The organism is Variovorax sp. OK605 (assembly GCF_900115445.1).
Taxonomy (GTDB): Bacteria; Pseudomonadota; Gammaproteobacteria; order Burkholderiales; family Burkholderiaceae_C; genus Variovorax.
In genome coordinates this window covers 1-15,574 of the sequence record NZ_FOWL01000016.1, presented here as the reverse complement: position 1 = coordinate 15,574, position 15,574 = coordinate 1, and the positions used below count along the sequence as shown (strand labels likewise).

General features: G+C 68.3%; 21 protein-coding genes and 2 pseudogenes. 14 read left to right on the top strand and 9 right to left on the bottom strand.

Translation table 11 applies throughout. From position 1 onward, the window contains the following. The first annotated feature begins 18 nt into the window (after positions 1 to 18). The 10 genes from BM013_RS31045 (at position 19) to BM013_RS31000 (ending at position 6,634) form a co-directional block, all read left to right on the top strand. Positions 19 to 648, top strand: a complete 630-nt coding sequence (locus BM013_RS31045; RefSeq protein WP_143098421.1) for a hypothetical protein — start codon at positions 19 to 21, stop codon at positions 646 to 648. Positions 649 to 681: 33 nt separating this feature from the next. Then, entirely contained in the window at positions 682 to 1,221 is a 540-nt protein-coding gene (locus tag BM013_RS31040; RefSeq protein ID WP_093132315.1) for a 2'-5' RNA ligase family protein, read from the top strand. Positions 1,222 to 1,224: 3 nt separating this feature from the next. After that, positions 1,225 to 1,554, top strand: coding sequence for a low molecular weight protein tyrosine phosphatase family protein (locus BM013_RS31035; RefSeq protein WP_093132313.1), 330 nt, complete (start codon positions 1,225 to 1,227; stop codon positions 1,552 to 1,554). Between the two features lie 24 nt (positions 1,555 to 1,578). Then, positions 1,579 to 2,883: an SMI1/KNR4 family protein gene (locus tag BM013_RS31030; RefSeq protein ID WP_093132310.1), complete on the top strand. Its 1,305-nt coding sequence runs from the start codon at positions 1,579 to 1,581 to the stop codon at positions 2,881 to 2,883. Between the two features lie 77 nt (positions 2,884 to 2,960). After that, positions 2,961 to 3,563 carry a 3'-5' exonuclease family protein gene (locus BM013_RS31025; RefSeq protein ID WP_093132592.1) on the top strand — a complete coding sequence of 201 codons (603 nt, stop codon included), beginning with the start codon at positions 2,961 to 2,963 and terminating at the stop codon, positions 3,561 to 3,563. Next, entirely contained in the window at positions 3,560 to 4,429 is an 870-nt protein-coding gene (locus BM013_RS31020) for an alpha/beta hydrolase (RefSeq protein ID WP_093132308.1), read from the top strand. The genes BM013_RS31025 and BM013_RS31020 overlap by 4 nt, the downstream gene beginning before the upstream one ends. Before the next feature lie 23 nt (positions 4,430 to 4,452). After that, the gene (locus tag BM013_RS31015) at positions 4,453 to 5,385 is read left to right on the top strand and encodes a bifunctional Delta(1)-pyrroline-2-carboxylate/Delta(1)-piperideine-2-carboxylate reductase (RefSeq protein ID WP_093132306.1); all 933 of its coding nucleotides are present in this window, start codon (positions 4,453 to 4,455) and stop codon (positions 5,383 to 5,385) included. Between the two features lie 155 nt (positions 5,386 to 5,540). Further along, positions 5,541 to 5,759: a hypothetical protein gene (locus BM013_RS31010; protein WP_093132304.1), complete on the top strand. Its 219-nt coding sequence runs from the start codon at positions 5,541 to 5,543 to the stop codon at positions 5,757 to 5,759. 227 nt (positions 5,760 to 5,986) lie between these two features. Then, complete coding sequence (locus BM013_RS31005; protein ID WP_093132302.1) at positions 5,987 to 6,256, top strand: hypothetical protein; 270 nt, start codon at positions 5,987 to 5,989, stop codon at positions 6,254 to 6,256. Positions 6,257 to 6,403: 147 nt separating this feature from the next. Continuing rightward, positions 6,404 to 6,634 (top strand): hypothetical protein, encoded by a 231-nt coding sequence (locus tag BM013_RS31000; RefSeq protein WP_093132300.1) that lies wholly within the window; start codon positions 6,404 to 6,406, stop codon positions 6,632 to 6,634. A gap of 57 nt (positions 6,635 to 6,691) precedes the next feature. Here the strand turns inward: BM013_RS31000 and BM013_RS30995 are convergent. Together BM013_RS30995 and BM013_RS30990 are read right to left on the bottom strand one after the other, a co-directional pair. Continuing rightward, positions 6,692 to 7,137 (bottom strand): annotated as a pseudogene (locus tag BM013_RS30995) (hypothetical protein). Between the two features lie 7 nt (positions 7,138 to 7,144). Then, complete coding sequence (locus BM013_RS30990) at positions 7,145 to 7,759, bottom strand: TetR/AcrR family transcriptional regulator (RefSeq protein WP_093132298.1); 615 nt, start codon at positions 7,757 to 7,759, stop codon at positions 7,145 to 7,147. A gap of 124 nt (positions 7,760 to 7,883) precedes the next feature. Between BM013_RS30990 and BM013_RS30985 the strand changes: the two genes are divergently transcribed. Further along, positions 7,884 to 8,411 (top strand): DinB family protein, encoded by a 528-nt coding sequence (locus tag BM013_RS30985; RefSeq protein ID WP_093132297.1) that lies wholly within the window; start codon positions 7,884 to 7,886, stop codon positions 8,409 to 8,411. A gap of 72 nt (positions 8,412 to 8,483) precedes the next feature. Here the strand turns inward: BM013_RS30985 and BM013_RS30980 are convergent, their stop codons facing one another. Then, on the bottom strand, positions 8,484 to 8,900 hold the full coding sequence (locus tag BM013_RS30980; protein ID WP_093132295.1) for a hypothetical protein: 417 nt from the start codon (positions 8,898 to 8,900) through the stop codon (positions 8,484 to 8,486). 258 nt (positions 8,901 to 9,158) lie between these two features. On the opposite strand from BM013_RS30980, the gene BM013_RS30975 reads away from it, so the two are divergent. From BM013_RS30975 to BM013_RS30965, 3 genes are all read left to right on the top strand, one after another. After that, positions 9,159 to 9,617, top strand: a complete 459-nt coding sequence (locus BM013_RS30975; RefSeq protein ID WP_143098420.1) for a hypothetical protein — start codon at positions 9,159 to 9,161, stop codon at positions 9,615 to 9,617. A 116-nt stretch (positions 9,618 to 9,733) separates the two neighbouring features. Beyond that, positions 9,734 to 10,312, top strand: a complete 579-nt coding sequence (locus BM013_RS30970; RefSeq protein ID WP_093132291.1) for a DJ-1/PfpI family protein — start codon at positions 9,734 to 9,736, stop codon at positions 10,310 to 10,312. 73 nt (positions 10,313 to 10,385) lie between these two features. After that, positions 10,386 to 10,811 carry a ribbon-helix-helix domain-containing protein gene (locus BM013_RS30965; RefSeq protein ID WP_093132289.1) on the top strand — a complete coding sequence of 142 codons (426 nt, stop codon included), beginning with the start codon at positions 10,386 to 10,388 and terminating at the stop codon, positions 10,809 to 10,811. A gap of 5 nt (positions 10,812 to 10,816) precedes the next feature. On the opposite strand, the gene BM013_RS30960 is transcribed toward BM013_RS30965, so the two are convergent. The 6 genes and pseudogenes from BM013_RS30960 to BM013_RS41980 form a co-directional block, all read right to left on the bottom strand. Further along, entirely contained in the window at positions 10,817 to 11,179 is a 363-nt protein-coding gene (locus BM013_RS30960; protein WP_093132287.1) for an immunity protein Imm33 domain-containing protein, read from the bottom strand. Positions 11,180 to 11,257: 78 nt separating this feature from the next. Then, on the bottom strand, positions 11,258 to 11,989 hold the full coding sequence (locus tag BM013_RS30955) for a hypothetical protein (protein WP_093132285.1): 732 nt from the start codon (positions 11,987 to 11,989) through the stop codon (positions 11,258 to 11,260). Between the two features lie 46 nt (positions 11,990 to 12,035). Continuing rightward, entirely contained in the window at positions 12,036 to 13,037 is a 1,002-nt protein-coding gene (locus tag BM013_RS30950) for a Bug family tripartite tricarboxylate transporter substrate binding protein (protein ID WP_093132284.1), read from the bottom strand. Positions 13,038 to 13,151: 114 nt separating this feature from the next. Beyond that, positions 13,152 to 14,201: a Bug family tripartite tricarboxylate transporter substrate binding protein gene (locus BM013_RS30945; protein ID WP_093132282.1), complete on the bottom strand. Its 1,050-nt coding sequence runs from the start codon at positions 14,199 to 14,201 to the stop codon at positions 13,152 to 13,154. Positions 14,202 to 14,211: 10 nt separating this feature from the next. Continuing rightward, the gene (pcaF, locus tag BM013_RS30940) at positions 14,212 to 15,417 is read right to left on the bottom strand and encodes a 3-oxoadipyl-CoA thiolase (RefSeq protein ID WP_093132281.1); all 1,206 of its coding nucleotides are present in this window, start codon (positions 15,415 to 15,417) and stop codon (positions 14,212 to 14,214) included. 30 nt (positions 15,418 to 15,447) lie between these two features. After that, a pseudogene (locus BM013_RS41980) lies at positions 15,448 to 15,574 on the bottom strand (3-oxoadipate CoA-transferase); the annotation flags it as partial.

The window sequence follows — 15,574 nt, the reverse complement described above, 5'->3', positions numbered from 1 at the left end:
GCAGGGAGGAGTGAACCGATGAAGAACATGCGTGGAATGACAGGCGCCTTGTGGTTTGCAGGCGCGGCGCTGGTGTTCGCCACAGGCGCGCAGGCAGGTGCACCGGCAAGTACGACGAAGGCAGGCGAGCTGCGACCGGGCCTGTACGAAGGCCTGATGCTGGCGCTCGACGGCGGCGGCGCCGTGAACGGCAGCTTCGCGCAGCAAGGCAGTTGCACCTTCCAGATCACGGGGCGGCTCAGCTCCCGGAGCGTGGCCGTGGTCCGCACGGTCGGCGACGGTTCGGCGCCCGCCATCGAGGGGCGGTTGTCCGCCGGTCCCGGCAGCACCAGCGTGAGCCTCATCCTGCCGGGCGGACAGCAATTGCCGGGCTGCGGCAACGTGCTGCCGCCCTTGATCGACAAGGGCCTGGACCTCGACCTCACGCAGAAGGGCACATGGAGCCGCCTGGTCCACGTGGCCGCCGACAAGACGCTGCTGCGCAAGTCGCCCGCCGACGCGGGGCGCGCCTACGTCGTTCGCGGCGATGTGCTGGGCGTCGTGTCGGAAAGCGCAGACCTGCTCGAAGTCGACTTCGTGAACGGGAAAGGCCGCGCGGTGCGCGGCTGGATCGCCGCGAAAGACGTGAAGGCGATCCGCGCGCCGTAGCCACCACGGCTTGCCGCGCTATCCTCCGCCCCGATGGCCATCTGCGCATTCGTCGTGAAAGTGCCCGCCGCCGAGCCGCTGGCCGCAGACCTGCGCCGCCGCTACGACGCCACGGTGGCACTGGGCGTGCCGGCGCACATCACGGTGCTGGTGCCTTTCATGGACCCCGCACGGGTCACGCCCGACGTGCTGGCGCGCGCACAGCAAGCGCTCGCAAGAACACCTTCGTTTGCGTTCTCGCTGGCCCGGGTCGGCCGCTTTCCCGAGACCGCGTACCTTGCGCCGGAACCGGCCGCGCCGTTCATCGCGATGACGCTGGCGCTGGTGGGGGCCTTCCCCGGCTTCTTGCCCTACGGCGGCGAACACGAGGGCGTCATTCCGCACCTCAGCGTGGCGCACGGCGATGCGCGGCATGCGGAGGAAGCGGCCGCCGAATTGCAGGCGCGCCTGGCCGCATCAGGCCCCGTGCACGCGCGCTGCACCGAAGTCACCTTGCTCGAAAACTCGTCCGGCCGCTGGCAAGACATGCACGTCTTCCGCCTGCCTCCTGCTCCTGCTCCTGCAACCCCCTGATCCATGCGCAACGTTCTCTTCATCTGCAGCCGCAACCAATGGCGCAGCCCCACCGCGGAGCAGCTCTGGCGCCGTCACCCCATGGTCTCGGCGCGCTCCGCCGGCACCAGCCCGAACGCGCGGCACAAGGTCTCCATCGACGACATCGAATGGGCCGACGTGATCCTCGTGATGGAAGAGAAGCACAAGTCGCGGCTGGTGGCGGAGTTCACGCGCATGCTGGCGCACAAGCCGATCCATGTGCTCGACATTCCGGATGAGTACAAATACATGGACGCGCAACTGGTCGAGGAGCTGCAGCGCTCGGTTCCGTCGATTCTCGGCATCGAGTGATTTGCAGAAAGAAACGAATCCGCCATGACCGACATGCTGTCCCGCCTTCGAACGCTCAAGCGGCTCGACCTGGACTGCGCCTGCTTCGCCGCCAGGTCGCATGGGTACGACCTGAACCCGCCCGTTCCGGAGGAAGAGGTCGCGCGGATGGAGGCGAAACACGGGTGCAGGTTTCCTGACGACTACCGCAGCTTCATCACCGAACTCGGCAACGGAGGCGCCGGGCCGGCGTATGGCGTGTTTCCGCTCGGCATGCAGGACCACATGCGCGATGTCGGCCCGTGGGAAGACGGTTATTCGCTCGTCGGAGACCTGTCGAAACCGTTCCCCTTGCGCGACGCATGGAACCTCCCCGACGACTTCTGGGCCCAGCAACCGAACCCCACGGAAGCAACGCCCGTCGAAGAAGAAGATCGAATGAACGAGGAGTGGGACAAGAAGCTCGAGGCCCACTACTACGCCACCTGCATCACCGACGGCGCCATCCCCATCAGCCATGAAGGCTGTGCCCTGCGCAATTGGCTGGTCGTGACCGGCCCGCTGGCAGGCACCGTCTGGCGCGATCTGCGGGCGGACAGCAAAGGCATCCTGCCGTTCCTGAACGAAGACGGAACCCGCATGGGCTTCAACGACTGGTACCTGCAATGGGTCGGGCAGTGCACGCAGCAGGTCGAAGAGTCGCAGGCACGCAGCCGGTTGTCCGAGGTTTTCTCGCCCAGGCTGTCGAGGCTCTCGAACCCGAAGGCCGCGGCCTTCGCCATCTTCTGCGCGCAGGCCCTGTACCCCAACCTCGAGGCCTACGCGGCGGCCATCGGCTTCGGCAAGCAGTTCGCGCTGCAGGACCGGCTCGATGAAACGCTGTGGGCCCAACTGCTGGAACAGCACTTCGAGTTGCCGGTTGAATGCCACGAAATGGTGGACGGCATGCTTGACATCAAGCACGAGCTGGCCAGGCACCTGTCATCGACACAACAGAAACCCGCGCCTGACGATGCCGGCATGAAGGCCGCGCTTTTTTCGTACATCGCGGCCTGCGCGTTCTGGTTCGACAAGGGCAGCCCGCAGCAACTGCTGTGCGCCGTGCAGGGTGCGTTGGCGGCCGAGCCCCTGCCGAGTGCCGCGGAGGCCGAGCTGCAATGGGCGCTCGACCAACTCGAAAGCGAGCCGTCGCAATGGGCGGCCGCGGCCACCATCGAACGCCTGAGGGACCGCGCCAAGGCCTGCAAGGCATTCCTGCCGCGACGTCCGCCCGATACCGGCGCGCCAGCGGCAAGCGCACCGGCGAAGCAGCCGTGGTGGAAGCGCTGGGCCTCGACAGCCCCTGGCTGAACAAACAAGACAAACAAGACACACAAAACAAGGCGGCATGCGGCACGGCTGCGGCCAGCAAGGAGATCCATCCACCCATGTCAGAAATCTACATCAGCACCGACGTCGAATCCGACGGCCCCATCCCCGGCCCGCATTCGATGCTCAGCTTCGGCTCGGCCGCCTACACGGCCGACAAGCAACTCCTCTCGACCTTCAGCGCCAACCTGCACACCCTGCCCGGCGCCGAGCCCGACCCCAGGACGGCCGCATGGTGGAAGACCCAGCCCGAAGCCTGGGTCGCCTGCCGCACCGACCTGCAGGACCCGGCGCACGCCATGAAGAACTACGTGGGCTGGCTCAAAGGCCTGCCCGCGCGGCCGGTGTTCGTGGCCTACCCGGCGGGCTTCGACTTCCTGTTCGTCTACTGGTACCTGATGCGCTTCGCGGGCGAGAGCCCGTTCAGCCACTCGGCGCTCGACGTGAAGTCCTTCGCCATGGCGATGCTCAGGCTCGACTACCGCGACAGCACCAAGCGCGCAATGCCGCGCCGCTGGTTCGACAAGCTGCCGCACACGCACGTGGCGCTGGACGACGCCATCGAGCAAGGCGCACTCTTCTGCAACATGCTCGCCGAGAACCGCGCAGGCGCACCCGGTACAACGCCAGCCCGCACCACCCCACCCGGCACGCCCCGATGACCCCCCACCCCGTCGGCCGCTGGGCCGCAAAGCTCGCCAGGCTCGCGCTGTGCACGCTGCCGCTGCTGCTGGCGGGGTGCGTGCAGTCGATGTTCTATTACCCCGACAGCGTGCGCTACGAAACGCCCGACGTGCTGGGCCTGCGCTACGAGAGCGTGCAGTTCGCCAGCGCCGACGGCACGCGCCTGTCCGGCTGGTTCCTGCCCGCGGAAAACCGCAGCAGCCCGAAAGAGGCCAAGGGCACGGTGGTGCACTTCCACGGCAACGCGCAGAACATGAGCGCGCACTGGCGCTTCGTGGCCTGGCTGCCCAAGCAGGGCTACAACGTGCTGGTGTTCGACTACCGCGGCTACGGCCAGTCGGAAGGCAAGCCGGAGCCCAAGGGCGTGTTCGAGGACTCCAACGCCGCGCTGAACTACGTGCGCGCGCGCAGCGACATCGACCCCGAGCGGCTGTTCGTCTTCGGCCAGAGCCTGGGCGGCACCAACGCGATCGCGGTGGTGGGCGCGGGCAACCGGGCGGGCGTGAAGGCCGCGGCCATCGAGTCGACCTTCTACTCGTACTCGTCGATCGCCAACGACAAGCTCAGGGGCGCCGGCCTGCTGGTGAGCGACGAGTACGCGGCGTCGAAGTACGTGGCCGCCGTGTCGCCGATTCCGCTGCTGTTCATTCACGGCACGGCCGACCAGGTGATTCCGTTCGCGCATTCGCGGCGCCTGCTGGCCGACGCGCGCGAGCCCAAGCGGCTGGTCGAGGTGCCGGGCGCCGGCCACCTCGAGCCGATGACGGCGCTGCGCTTCGGCACCGCCTACCGCAAGGCGCTGACCGAATTCTTCGAGGCCGCGCAGCATCCGCTGCAGCAATGACCACCGCGACGCCGACGACAACCATGAAGCATTTCGACGAAGCCGCCACCCGCGCACCGCTCGCCTTCGACCGGCTGGTGCCCGCATTGCGCGCGGCCTTCGCGGCCGGGGCGCAGGTGCCGCCGCGGCATGTGCACGGTATCGACCAGGGCATCGACAAGGGCACCGTGCTCATCATGCCGGCCTGGAGCGACGCGGGCTTCCTGGGCATCAAGACCATCAACATCTTCCCCGGCAACAGCGCGCGCGGCCTGCGCGGCCTGCACGCGACCTACGTGCTGTACGACGCCCGCACCGGCGTGCCGCTCGCGATGATGGACGGCAACGAGATCACCGCGCGCCGCACGGCCGCGGCGTCGGCGCTGGGCGCGTCGTTCCTGGCGCGCACCGACGCGCGCCGCCTGCTGGTGCTGGGCACCGGCCGCATCGCGCGCATGCTGCCGGCCGCACATGCAAGCGTGCGGGCCATCGACGAAGTCCGGGTGTGGAACCACCGGCTCGAAGGCGCCGAGGCACTGGCCGCGCAGTGGCGCGCCGAGGGCTGGAACGCGCACGCCGCCACCGACCTGGAAGCCGCCGTGCGGCAGGCCGACATCGTGAGCTGCGCCACGCTGGCCACCGCGCCGCTGGTGCGCGGCGAATGGCTGGCGCCGGGCTCGCACCTCGACCTGATCGGCAGCTTCACGCCGGCCATGCGCGAGGCCGACGTGCGGTGCTTCGCGGGCGCGCGCACCTTCGTCGACACCGACGAGGCGCTGCAGAAATCGGGCGACCTGCTCGACGCCATGGCGGCCGGCACCTTGCGCGCCGACGAGGTGCAGGGCACGCTGGCGACGCTGTGCCGCGGCAAGAGCGAAGGCCGGGCGAACGAGCACGAGCGCACCGTCTTCAAGGCCGTGGGCAGCGCGCTCGAAGACCTGACGGCGGCGACCCTCGTCTGGCAAAGCACGATCTAGCACTTAAGAACTATCTCGCGGTGGCTGGCCGTCCCTGGTCGTCCTTGATCGTCGCCAGCATCGGTTTTCGCCTACACACTGATACGTCATGCAACGGATGGCACGGCCCGCGGGCCGCCGCTATCGTGCTTTTCGTCCAACCGGAGGCACACCGCATGCTCAGCACCGTCCACAAAGCCGACATCCTTCGCAAGGCCGGGTACGACGTGCCCACGGGCCTTGCAAGCCTGGGCGCGCAGGACATGGGCGAGGTGATCGACGCCCTCTACGGCGACTACGTGGCCGCGCGCGCCGCCCGGAGCCTGCGGGAAGCCGACGAGGCACAGCAGGCCTCGACGGTGCGGCAGCACCCCGGCCTGAGCGCCTGCGCCTGATGCCCCCGCTCTTCGCCCTGTCGGCCATTCGGCGCCGATGCAGGGTAAGCCCCAATGCCGGAAACGGCTTGAAACCCGATCTACAGGTTGAGCCGCGGGCGTTCCGCGGCACGGAACTTGAATAGGCGCGTACGTCATCCGGCGAATGGCGCCGTGCACCGGTGCAATCTAAGCTGCCGGTGCGACGACCGCAGCGACAAACACAGAGATACAGAGAGGACAGCCCCATGCTCACCATCCTTCAGAAAGCCAACATCCTCAGCAAGGTGGGCTTCGACGTGCCGCCCCGTCCGGACGACGACCTGTCGACCCACGCGGTGGCGGGCCTGCCCGTGAAGCCCGAGGGCATCTCGCAGAAGGCCCACGACTGGGCCAAGGCCATCGAGACCCTGTACGTCGCCTACGTGGCCGCCCGCGCCGCCAAGAGCCTGCGCGACGCCGAGGCGGTGCGCCAGACCGCCATGCTGCAGCGCCTTTCGGCGCACGCCTGCGCCTGAACCTGCCGCGGCTCCCAAGAGCTCTCACCGAGGTTCGGCAGCAAGACTGAAAGCGATTGGCCTACAAGGAGATACGTCTTGTGGCCAATAGCGTGCCTTGCGCGCCACAGCTATCGTGGAGCCGCACCATCGACGGAGGCCAGCCAAATGCTCAACACCGAACACAAAGCCAACATCCTGCGCAAGGCGGGGTACACCGTGCCGGCGCAGCCGGGCAGTGCCGACAGCATCTACCAGACGGCCCAATGCTGGGGCAAGGCGATCGACACGCTGTACGTGTCGTACTCCGCCAGCCGCGCCGCCAAGAGCCTGCGCGACGCGGAAGAGGCGCGCATGCTGGCCATGCTGCAACTGCGCGCGTCCAAGGCCTACGCCTGAGCGCTGGCGCCGGCTGTCAAAGGCCGGCAACCGCGCCAGCCTTCGGTCGCGGTCGAGTCAGCGGCTGGCGGCCACCAGCAACATCATCGGCCGTTCGCGCTCCTCGGCCAGCGACGCCATCGCGGCGACCTGCTCGTCGCTCGGCCCCCACTCCTGAACGTGCGCGATGCGAAAGCCCGCGTTCGGCAGCGTGTTCAACAAGGTTCCCATGGTGCGGTGCTGCTTGACGACAGCTTCGGCCAGCCAGTTCGTGACGCGCGGGCCTTCCCTCTGGTAACTGTCGAGCGGCCAGGACTTGCGCCCTTGCGCGTCTACCAGCTCGAGCACCGACCGCGCGCCCAACGGCAGAACCAGCCCAGGTCGACCACGCGCAGCGCTTGCAGCGGCGGCACCAGCGCTTGCAGCGCGGGCCATTCGGGCGCGCCGTCCAGGCCGTGCACGGAACGCGGCAGCTGCTGGTAGCCCGCGAAGAACGCGGGCGTGTCGTAGATGTTCTGGGCCATGCGGAGATTATTCGCGCGCCTGCTGCCGGTCGCGCAAGTAGGCGAGCACCAGCCTGACGAGTTCGGTTCTCAGGGCCGGCGTGGCCAGGTCGCCGCGACGTGCGGCGGCATGGACTGCGCCCTCGACCGCGGCAGAGAGCACGCGGGCCGCGGTGTCGGCGCTGTCGGCGCCGTTGCTCGCTGCGCTCCCGCCTGTACTCGTGGCCACCAGCACACGGTAGCGCCGCTGATACTCCGCCTCGAACTCCGGACAGGCCGAGCGCGCCGCGAGCGGCACCTCGTCGACCAGCACGCGGTGCAGCGCCTGGTCGATCGAATGCGCGGCAATCACGCCATCGACGAAACGCCCGACCCGTTCGCCGAGCGGCAGGGCTCCGCTCTCGTCATCGGCGGCGGACAACGCCGCGAGCACTTCGTCGAGGTGCCGCTGCCGGATCGCCTCCGCGATGGCCAGCTTGTCCGGAAAGTACTGGTACAGCGAGCCGACGCTGACCCCGGCGACCGCGGCGATCTCGTTGGTGGTGAACCGCGCCCATCCGCGGCGCGCCAGAACGCGAGTTGCGGCCTCGACGATCACGTCCACCGTGGCGCGCGAACGCTCCTGGCGCGGCGCCTTGCGCATGCTGCGCCGCTGTGGGGGAATGCGAGTACCCAAGTTCGAGGCTCCACTCAAGAATGAGACCGCACGCTCGCGGCCTTCCGATGAAACGCGCAGTGTGCATTCCAACGTTCAAGAGGAGATTGTGATGAGTGCACAGGCGCTTCTGGCTTCGCTGTACCGCTACAAGGCCTGGGCCGACGAAGGCCTGCTGGCCGGTCTTGCCGCCCTGCGCGAAGCAGGTTCTCCGGCCGAATACCGCACCGCGGCGCTCGTCTTCGACCACGCCTGCATCGTCGATCGCATCTTCGTTGCGAACCTCCAGCAGGTGCCGCACGGCTGCACCGCCACGGGCACTATGGAGCCACCGCCGCTGGAAGAACTGGCGCGGGCGGTCAGGCAAACGGACGGCTGGTATCTGGACTACGTCACGGGCCTCGAGCCGGCCGAGCTCGCGCAGACGCTGGAGTTCAGCTTCACCGACGGGGCCGCCGGGCGCATGTCGCGCGAGGAGATGCTGGGACACGTGGTGACCCATGCGGGCTATCACCGCGGCGAAGTCGGCCGCATCCTGACGCGCCTCACGGGCGCGTCGCCGCCGGACACTTTCACCGGCTACCTGCACCAGGCCGAGCCCCTGCGCCGCCAGCGCACCGGCCCCCTCAAGGTCCGGTGACCGCGGCAGCCTGCAGGCTTGCTTGCCTTATGTGGATTCGCAGGCTTGCTTGCCTTGTACGGCTTTGAAGGCTTACTTGCCTTGTGCGGATTGCAGCACCGGGTTCTGCATGGTCGAGATGACCTTGCTGTTCACGCGCGAGCCGCCGGTCACGTTCTGGTCGGGCGCGGCGGCCGTGGCCATGGCTTCCTGGTAGACCTGTGCGGGGTCGCGTTGCGACGTGAACGGATCGGCGCCGCGCGAGCCGCGGGTCACGTTCTGGTTCGGTGCGTGGGCCGTATCGACGGCCTGCTTGTACATGGCTTCGGCGTCGGCCGTCGACGTGAACGGATCGGCACCGCGCGAGCCGCGCGTGACGTTCTGGTTCGGCGCGTGGGCGGCGGCGATGGCTTCGGCTTCGACAGCTTCGCGCGTGCGTTGCTGGGCGTTGGCGGAGGCCATGGCGAGCACGGCGAATGCGGCAGCGAGGGCGAGTTGGGTGGTCTTCATGATGTTTCTTTGCGAGTTGTTTGAATGGGGCGGCCCGGGGATACGGGAAAACCCTGACCAAGGCTAGTGCTCGCAAAAGGCAGATCCGTGACGGCCCCGAGATGCGCAACGGCTCTCGCGCCCGCACTGCAGCACGGGCGGATTTCTGCTAGCGGCCGTTGCCTTGTGCGCTAACCTTTTGCCGAACGTGCCGTCTGCTCGCGTTGCACACGTTGCTCACGGCTGTCACTCGACCCGACCAGGAAGGAAATGAAGACCATGGGAATGTTCGATTTCTTGAAGAAGAAACCCGCCATGCCGGCCACGCTCGAAGACGGCATGGCCTCGCAGGCCAACGACTTCGTCCACGCGTTCTCGCAGCCCGGCGCGCCCATCGACGGCCACAAGCTGGACTACACCGAAGCATCGCTGCCCCTGGTCGACGATGTGCTCGACGACTTCTTCAGGCAGCAGGCGCCCTTGCCGGACGATCTTCATTTCCTCGCGTCGGCCTATGTCTTCGAAGTGGCGCGCCGCGAGTTCGGCGGGCGCTACCTGCGCGGCGATGAAGACAACCCCTTCGTCCTCGTCATCGGCCAGGGCGACGCCCAGGTCGGCGTGTGCGTGATGGCGAAGGTGCGCGGGCGGGCGGTGAACGGGCCGGAGGACAGCCTCGCGTTCTTCCATGCCGGCATCGCACCGCTGGTTGCGCGCGGCGTGAGCGCCACGCTCGTCTGACGCCCGCGGGTAGCAGCCGGCTGCTACCCGCTGCGCCCTGCTCCTTCGAATAATCCGGCGACGGCCGCACGCACCTGCGTGCACCGCATTCCAACCTCATTCGAAGGAGACAAGAAATGGCTCGCAAGATCCTCATGCTCTGCGGCGACTACGCCGAAGACTACGAAACCATGGTGCCCTTCCAGACGCTGCTGGCCGTGGGCCACACGGTGCACGCGGTGGCGCCGGACAAGAAAGCCGGCGACTGGGTGAACACGGCCATCCACGACTTCGAGGGCGCGCAAACGTACAGCGAGAAGCCCGGCCACCGCTTCACGCTGAACGCCAGCTTCGCCGACGTGCGCCCCGAGGCCTACGACGCGCTCGTCATTCCCGGCGGACGCGCGCCCGAGTACCTGCGCATGCACGCCCGCGTGGTCGAGATCGCGAAGCACTTCCTGGCCACCGACAAGCCGGTGGCGTCGGTCTGCCATGGCGCGCAGCTGCTCGCGGCCACGGGGCTGCTGAAGGGCCGCAAGGTGTCGGCGTACCCGGCCTGCCAGGTCGAGGTGGAACTCGCGGGCGCCGAGTACATGGGCATTCCGGTGGACCAGGCCGTGACCGACCGCAACCTCGTCACCGCGCCCGCGTGGCCCGCGCACCCGGCGTGGCTCGCGCAGTTCCTGGCGGTGCTGGGCACGCGCATCGAACACTGACGCCACGGGCGGCGCTACAGTGCGTGCGTCGCCCATCACCCCAACCCCACCCCCGCCCGAAAGGAGACGGCCCATGTGCGAAGTCTTCATCAGTGCCGACCCGCAGAGCTACGACGCGCGCACGCGCTCGGTGCGGCTGCACGGCGTCGTCACCAGCATCCGGCTCGAGAACCTGTTCTGGCAGGTGCTCGAGGAAATCGCGCAGCGCGACGGCATGGTCGTGGTGCAGCTGATCGAGCGGCTCTACGACGAGCTGGTGGCCGCGCGCGGCGAGGTCGGCAACTTCGCATCGTTCCTGCGCGTGTGCGCCTTGCGCTACGAGGCGATGGTGGCGCAGGGGCGCATTCCGGCCGACACCTCGGTGGCGATCCGCTCGCTCGATGCGAAGGCCGTGCTGCATGAGCTGCCGCAGGGCTGGGGCGCAGCCTCTGCGCAGCAGCCCGCCACACTGCCGGCCCACGTGCGCACGCTGCACGTGGCTGCACGCCGGCACGCCTGAGTGCTTCAGCGGGGCGGCTTGAAGCCGCGCACTTCCGTCCAGGGTGCGCCGGCGCCGTCGCGCTCCCACGCCGACCCGACGGCACGCTCGGTGATCTCGCCCAGCGTCGGGTCCATCTTCAGGTACGAGTTCAGCGGGCAGATCTTCGGCGGGTTGTCGTCGAGATGCTGCTGGCTCTCCTTGCCGCTGGAGAAGATCCAGCCCGAGTCGTACGGGTTGTTCGGCTTCACGCGGTAGGCGAAGCACACCGGCAGGCGCTGCGGGCCCATGACCTGGTCAGAGGCGAGCACCAGCGGAGCGAGCGCGGCGAACTTGTCCTCCCACGGCGCCTTGTTCTCTTGGATGTTCTTCTTGGTGAATGGCCACATGGCGCACGCGTGCCCAGGAAAAAGGGCACCCTCCCGGGTGCCGAATCTGCCTTGTGCGTGCGCGATTGGCAAGCCGCGCTAGACGTCCGCCGCCCGCGCGCGCTGGATCTGCCGCCTGGCCTTGGCGTCCGGCGCCTTGTAGTTCGGCGACAGCCGGCGCTTGACGGACTTGGCTGCAGTCGCTCGCGCGCCTTCGACATCGGCCTCGGCCACTTCGAGCTGCTGCAGCCATGCAAGCGCCTGCACCGTAGGGGCGCCGCGGACGGTCCAGAGGCAGAGACTCTTCAGGAAAGGCCGAGGCGCCGCCTCGTACGCCTTGACGACGACACGCAGCAACTCGTCCATCACGGCCTGGTCGACCTTCACCCCGTCGTCGAGACTCAGCATCAGGTTCAACGCCGACAGCGCCTGCCATTCGGCATGCGTCGCGTCGCTCGATTGCCAGTTGGCAGCAGCGCAGAAACCGAGCAGCGCCTGGACGCTCTCGAACGTCTTCACATCGTCCAGGACGGCGATGGCAAAGCTCGCCAGCTCGGGGTCGGCCAACAGGGGGCGCAGCCCGGCGACACCGCCGCGCCCGAAGGCAACGCAGGCCTGCGCCCACCGCGCGAACGGCACGACGCGCGTGCCGTCCGCCAGCAAGCCGTTGCTCAGCCAGCCGTGCTGCGCGCAGAGACGCTCGATTTCATCGGCGCCCGCGGCGCCATGGACCCGCGTGAAGCGGACCATGTCCTCGACCTCCATCGAGCCGCCGTAGGCAGAAGGTGCCGGGCCCTTCGCGGCCTTGCGGGCCAGTGCGTTCAGGTTCATTCGAAGAACACCCGGCGGCGCAGGTACGGGCCGGGGTGCAAAGCCATCAATCCAGCGACACGTTCGCCTTGCGGATCACGTCCGTGAACCGCGTCGTCTCGCTCGCCACGAACTGGTCGAACTGCGGGCGCGTGGTGGGGAAGGGCTCATAGCCGAAGCTCTTGAACTTCTCCAGCACGTCGGGCTCGGCCAGGCCCTTCTCGATGTCGCGCTTGATCTTCTCGGTGACCGAAGCAGGCAGGCCCTTGGGCACGGCAATGGCGTTCCAGCCGATCACCTCGAAGCCCTTGGGACCGCCCGATTCGGCGACGGTCGGCACGTCGGGGAACGCGGCGTTGCGCTGCGGCGCGGCCACGGCCAGGAAGCGCAGCTTGTTCGCGCGCTGCAGCGGGCCGGCGGTGGCGCTGCTGCCCAGGGCAAAGGCCAGTTCGCCGGTCGCCACCGAGGTGTAGAGCTGCGTGGTTTCCTTGTAGATGATGTGTTCCATCTGCGTGCCGGTGGCCGACTCGAAGAGTTCGGAGCCCAGGTGCACCGGGTTGCCGACCGACCACGAGCCGTAGTCGAGCTTGCCGGGGTTGGCCTTGGCATCGGCGACGAGGTCGCCCACGGTCTTGTACTTGCTGTTGGTGGCGACGGTGAAGAAGAAGTAGGTCTTGAACAGCGGCAGCAGGGTGTCGAAGTCCTTGGCGCTGTCGTAGGGCAGCTTCTTGAAGAGCGCGGGGTAAGCGGCCAGGTGCACGTTGTCGAGCACGATGATGTCGTGGCCGTCCTTGGCGCCGCGCTTGAACGCGTCGATGGCGATGAAACCGTTGCCGCCCGGGCGGTTCTCGACCACCACCGGCTGGCCCCATGCACGCGAGAGCTTGTCGGCCACCAGGCGCGCCACGCCGTCGGGGCCGCCGCCCACCGGGAACGGCGTGATGATGCGCACGGGCTTGGTGGGGAATGCTTGTTGCTGTGCCGATGCGGTGGCGGGCACCAGCGCGGCAGCAGTGAGCGCGAGCGCGGCCAGGCCGACGCCGCGGCGGGTTGCGTTTGTCTTGTTCATCCTCTGATCCTCTTCTTTCGGTTCTCTTGGTTTTAAAACTCTCTGGGTCCGCCCGATGTGCGCTTTGGCACCTCTTTGCCACCTCCGTGGCTATTTTTTTGGCGGCTGTCGCGGCTACTCCACCACCGCGCCAGAACTCTTCACGATCGCCGCCCATTTCGCGCTCTCCCGCGACATGAGCGCGGCGTATTCGGCCGGCCCGCCCAGCAACGGCACGGCGCCTTCCACATCCAGCCGCGACTGGAATTCCTTCTCCCCCGCCACCTTCAGCATCTGCGCCGCGAGTTCGTTCACGAACGCGGCGGGTGTGCCGCGCGGCGCGAGGATGCCGTAGGTCAGCGTGCTCTCGAAATCCGCGAGCGCGGGCAAGCCCGACTCCATCACGGTGGGCACGTCGGGCAGCGACGGCAGGCGCCTGGCGCTGGTGACGGCAATGGCGCGCAGCCGGCCGCCCTTCACCAGGGCGAGTGCGGGCGGGATCACGCTGAACATCATGTGCACCTGCCCGCCCGCGAGGTCGGTCAACGCGGGGTTGGTGCCCTTGTAGGGGATATGGGTGAGCCTGGTGCCGGTGCGCTCGGCGAAGAACTCGCCGCTCAGGTGGCCGCCGGTGCCGCTGCCGCTCGATGCGTAGTCGATGGCGCCGGGGCGCGCCTTGGCCTCGTTCACGAGGTCGGCGATGGTGCGGATCTTCGAGTTGGCGGGCACCACCAGCACCAGGGCCGACGAGGCGAACATGGCGACGGGCGCCAGGTCCTTGCGGGGGTCGAACTTCAGGCCCTTGTAGAGCGCGGGGTTGATCGACACGGTGCCGGTGTGGCCCAGCAGCAAGGTGCTGCCGTCGGCGGGGCTGCGCACCACTTCGCCGGTGCCCAGGTTGCCGCCGGCACCGGGCTTGTTGTCGACGATCACGCCCTGCTTGCGCAACTCGCCCAGGCCCTTGGCCATCTGGCGCGCGAAGACGTCGTTGCCGCCGCCGGGGGCGAAGGGAACGACGATGCGGATGGGTTTGGTGGCGTCGTGAGGCGACGCCATGGATGGCTGCTGCTGACCCTGTTGACCCTGGGCAAGGGCTGGCAGGGCAGCTGCTGCGGACAGCAGGCCCAGCAGCATCTCGCGCCGGGTGGTTGAAGGAGCAACGACTCGGCGCGAGGGGAACGTCATGCGCTGTGTGTCAGACGCGTTCCAGGATCACGGCAATGCCCTGGCCCACGCCGATGCACATGGTGCACAGCGCATAGCGCCCGCCGCCCTTGTGCAGCTGGTTCACGGCGGTGGTGGCCAGGCGCGCACCGCTGGCGCCCAGCGGGTGGCCCAGCGCAATGGCGCCGCCGTTGATGTTCACGCGCGCGTCGTCGTCCTTCAGGCCCAGCAGGCGCAGCACGGCGAGGCCTTGCGCGGCGAAGGCTTCGTTGAGCTCGATGACGTCCATCTGGTCGATGGTGAGGCCGGTGAGCGCCAGCACCTTCTGCGTGGCCGGTGCGGGGCCGATGCCCATCACGCGCGGCGCGACGCCGGCGGTGGCCATGCCGACCACGCGGGCGCGCGGCGTGAGGCCGTACTTGGCGGCGCTGGCTTCGTCGGCCAGCAGCAGCGCGCACGCGCCGTCGTTCACGCCGCTGGCATTGCCGGCGGTGACGGTGCCGTCGGGGCGCACCACGCCCTTGAGCTTGGCCAGCGACTCCATGCTGGTCTCGCGCGGATGCTCGTCCTTGTTGACGATGATGGCGTCGCCCTTCTTCTGCGGCACGCTCACGGGAACGATCTCGGCGTCGAAGAAGCCCGACTTCTGCGAGGCCACGGCGCGCAGCTGCGAGTTCAGCGCCATCAGGTCCTGCGCCTCGCGCTCGATCTTGTAGTCGGTGGCCACGTTTTCTGCCGTCTCGGGCATGGAGTCGACGCCGTACTGCGCCTTCATGAGCTTGTTGACGAAGCGCCAGCCGATGGTGGTGTCGTACACCGCGTTGTTGCGGCTGAAGGCGCTCTCGGCCTTGGGCATGACGAAGGGCGCGCGGCTCATGCTTTCCACGCCGCCGGCGATCATGAGGCCGGCTTCACCGGCGCGAATGGCGCGCGCCGCGGTGCCCACGGCGTCCAGGCCCGAGCCGCACAGGCGGTTGATGGTGCCGCCGCCCAGTTCGAGCGGCAGGCCGGCCAGCAGCGCCGACATGCGCGCCACGTTGCGGTTGTCTTCGCCGGCCTGGTTGGCGCAGCCGTAGAGCACGTCGCTCACGGCCTGCCAGTCGACGTTCTTGTTGCGTTCCATCAGCGCGCGCAGGGGCACGGCGCCCAGGTCGTCGGTGCGCACGCTGCTGAGCGAGCCGCCGTAGCGGCCGAAGGGGGTGCGAACGGCGTCGCAGATGAAGGCTTGGTTGGTCATGGTGTGTGTCTCTTGGAGTCTTGAACGGAATCAGGCGGCGGCGATCGGAAGACCGACCAGCGTCTCGAGCTCTTCGCGGCTCAGGCCGTCGACCAGATCGACGAGCTTCAGGCCCTGCGGCGTGCACTCGAGCGTGGCCAGGTCGGAGTACACGCGC

What these genes read in the sequence shown, in the direction of transcription:
- BM013_RS31045 (WP_143098421.1), top strand. Translation starts at nt 19, where the DNA reads ATGAAGAACATGCGTGGAATGACAGGCGCCTTGTGGTTTGCAGGCGCG.
- BM013_RS31040 (WP_093132315.1), top strand. Translation starts at nt 682, where the DNA reads ATGGCCATCTGCGCATTCGTCGTGAAAGTGCCCGCCGCCGAGCCGCTG.
- BM013_RS31035 (WP_093132313.1), top strand. Translation starts at nt 1,225, where the DNA reads ATGCGCAACGTTCTCTTCATCTGCAGCCGCAACCAATGGCGCAGCCCC.
- BM013_RS31030 (WP_093132310.1), top strand. Translation starts at nt 1,579, where the DNA reads ATGACCGACATGCTGTCCCGCCTTCGAACGCTCAAGCGGCTCGACCTG.
- BM013_RS31025 (WP_093132592.1), top strand. Translation starts at nt 2,961, where the DNA reads ATGTCAGAAATCTACATCAGCACCGACGTCGAATCCGACGGCCCCATC.
- BM013_RS31020 (WP_093132308.1), top strand. Translation starts at nt 3,560, where the DNA reads ATGACCCCCCACCCCGTCGGCCGCTGGGCCGCAAAGCTCGCCAGGCTC.
- BM013_RS31015 (WP_093132306.1), top strand. Translation starts at nt 4,453, where the DNA reads ATGAAGCATTTCGACGAAGCCGCCACCCGCGCACCGCTCGCCTTCGAC.
- BM013_RS31010 (WP_093132304.1), top strand. Translation starts at nt 5,541, where the DNA reads ATGCTCAGCACCGTCCACAAAGCCGACATCCTTCGCAAGGCCGGGTAC.
- BM013_RS31005 (WP_093132302.1), top strand. Translation starts at nt 5,987, where the DNA reads ATGCTCACCATCCTTCAGAAAGCCAACATCCTCAGCAAGGTGGGCTTC.
- BM013_RS31000 (WP_093132300.1), top strand. Translation starts at nt 6,404, where the DNA reads ATGCTCAACACCGAACACAAAGCCAACATCCTGCGCAAGGCGGGGTAC.
- BM013_RS30990 (WP_093132298.1), bottom strand. Translation starts at nt 7,759, where the DNA reads ATGCGCAAGGCGCCGCGCCAGGAGCGTTCGCGCGCCACGGTGGACGTG.
- BM013_RS30985 (WP_093132297.1), top strand. Translation starts at nt 7,884, where the DNA reads ATGAGTGCACAGGCGCTTCTGGCTTCGCTGTACCGCTACAAGGCCTGG.
- BM013_RS30980 (WP_093132295.1), bottom strand. Translation starts at nt 8,900, where the DNA reads ATGAAGACCACCCAACTCGCCCTCGCTGCCGCATTCGCCGTGCTCGCC.
- BM013_RS30975 (WP_143098420.1), top strand. Translation starts at nt 9,159, where the DNA reads ATGGGAATGTTCGATTTCTTGAAGAAGAAACCCGCCATGCCGGCCACG.
- BM013_RS30970 (WP_093132291.1), top strand. Translation starts at nt 9,734, where the DNA reads ATGGCTCGCAAGATCCTCATGCTCTGCGGCGACTACGCCGAAGACTAC.
- BM013_RS30965 (WP_093132289.1), top strand. Translation starts at nt 10,386, where the DNA reads ATGTGCGAAGTCTTCATCAGTGCCGACCCGCAGAGCTACGACGCGCGC.
- BM013_RS30960 (WP_093132287.1), bottom strand. Translation starts at nt 11,179, where the DNA reads ATGTGGCCATTCACCAAGAAGAACATCCAAGAGAACAAGGCGCCGTGG.
- BM013_RS30955 (WP_093132285.1), bottom strand. Translation starts at nt 11,989, where the DNA reads ATGAACCTGAACGCACTGGCCCGCAAGGCCGCGAAGGGCCCGGCACCT.
- BM013_RS30950 (WP_093132284.1), bottom strand. Translation starts at nt 13,037, where the DNA reads ATGAACAAGACAAACGCAACCCGCCGCGGCGTCGGCCTGGCCGCGCTC.
- BM013_RS30945 (WP_093132282.1), bottom strand. Translation starts at nt 14,201, where the DNA reads ATGACGTTCCCCTCGCGCCGAGTCGTTGCTCCTTCAACCACCCGGCGC.
- pcaF (WP_093132281.1), bottom strand. Translation starts at nt 15,417, where the DNA reads ATGACCAACCAAGCCTTCATCTGCGACGCCGTTCGCACCCCCTTCGGC.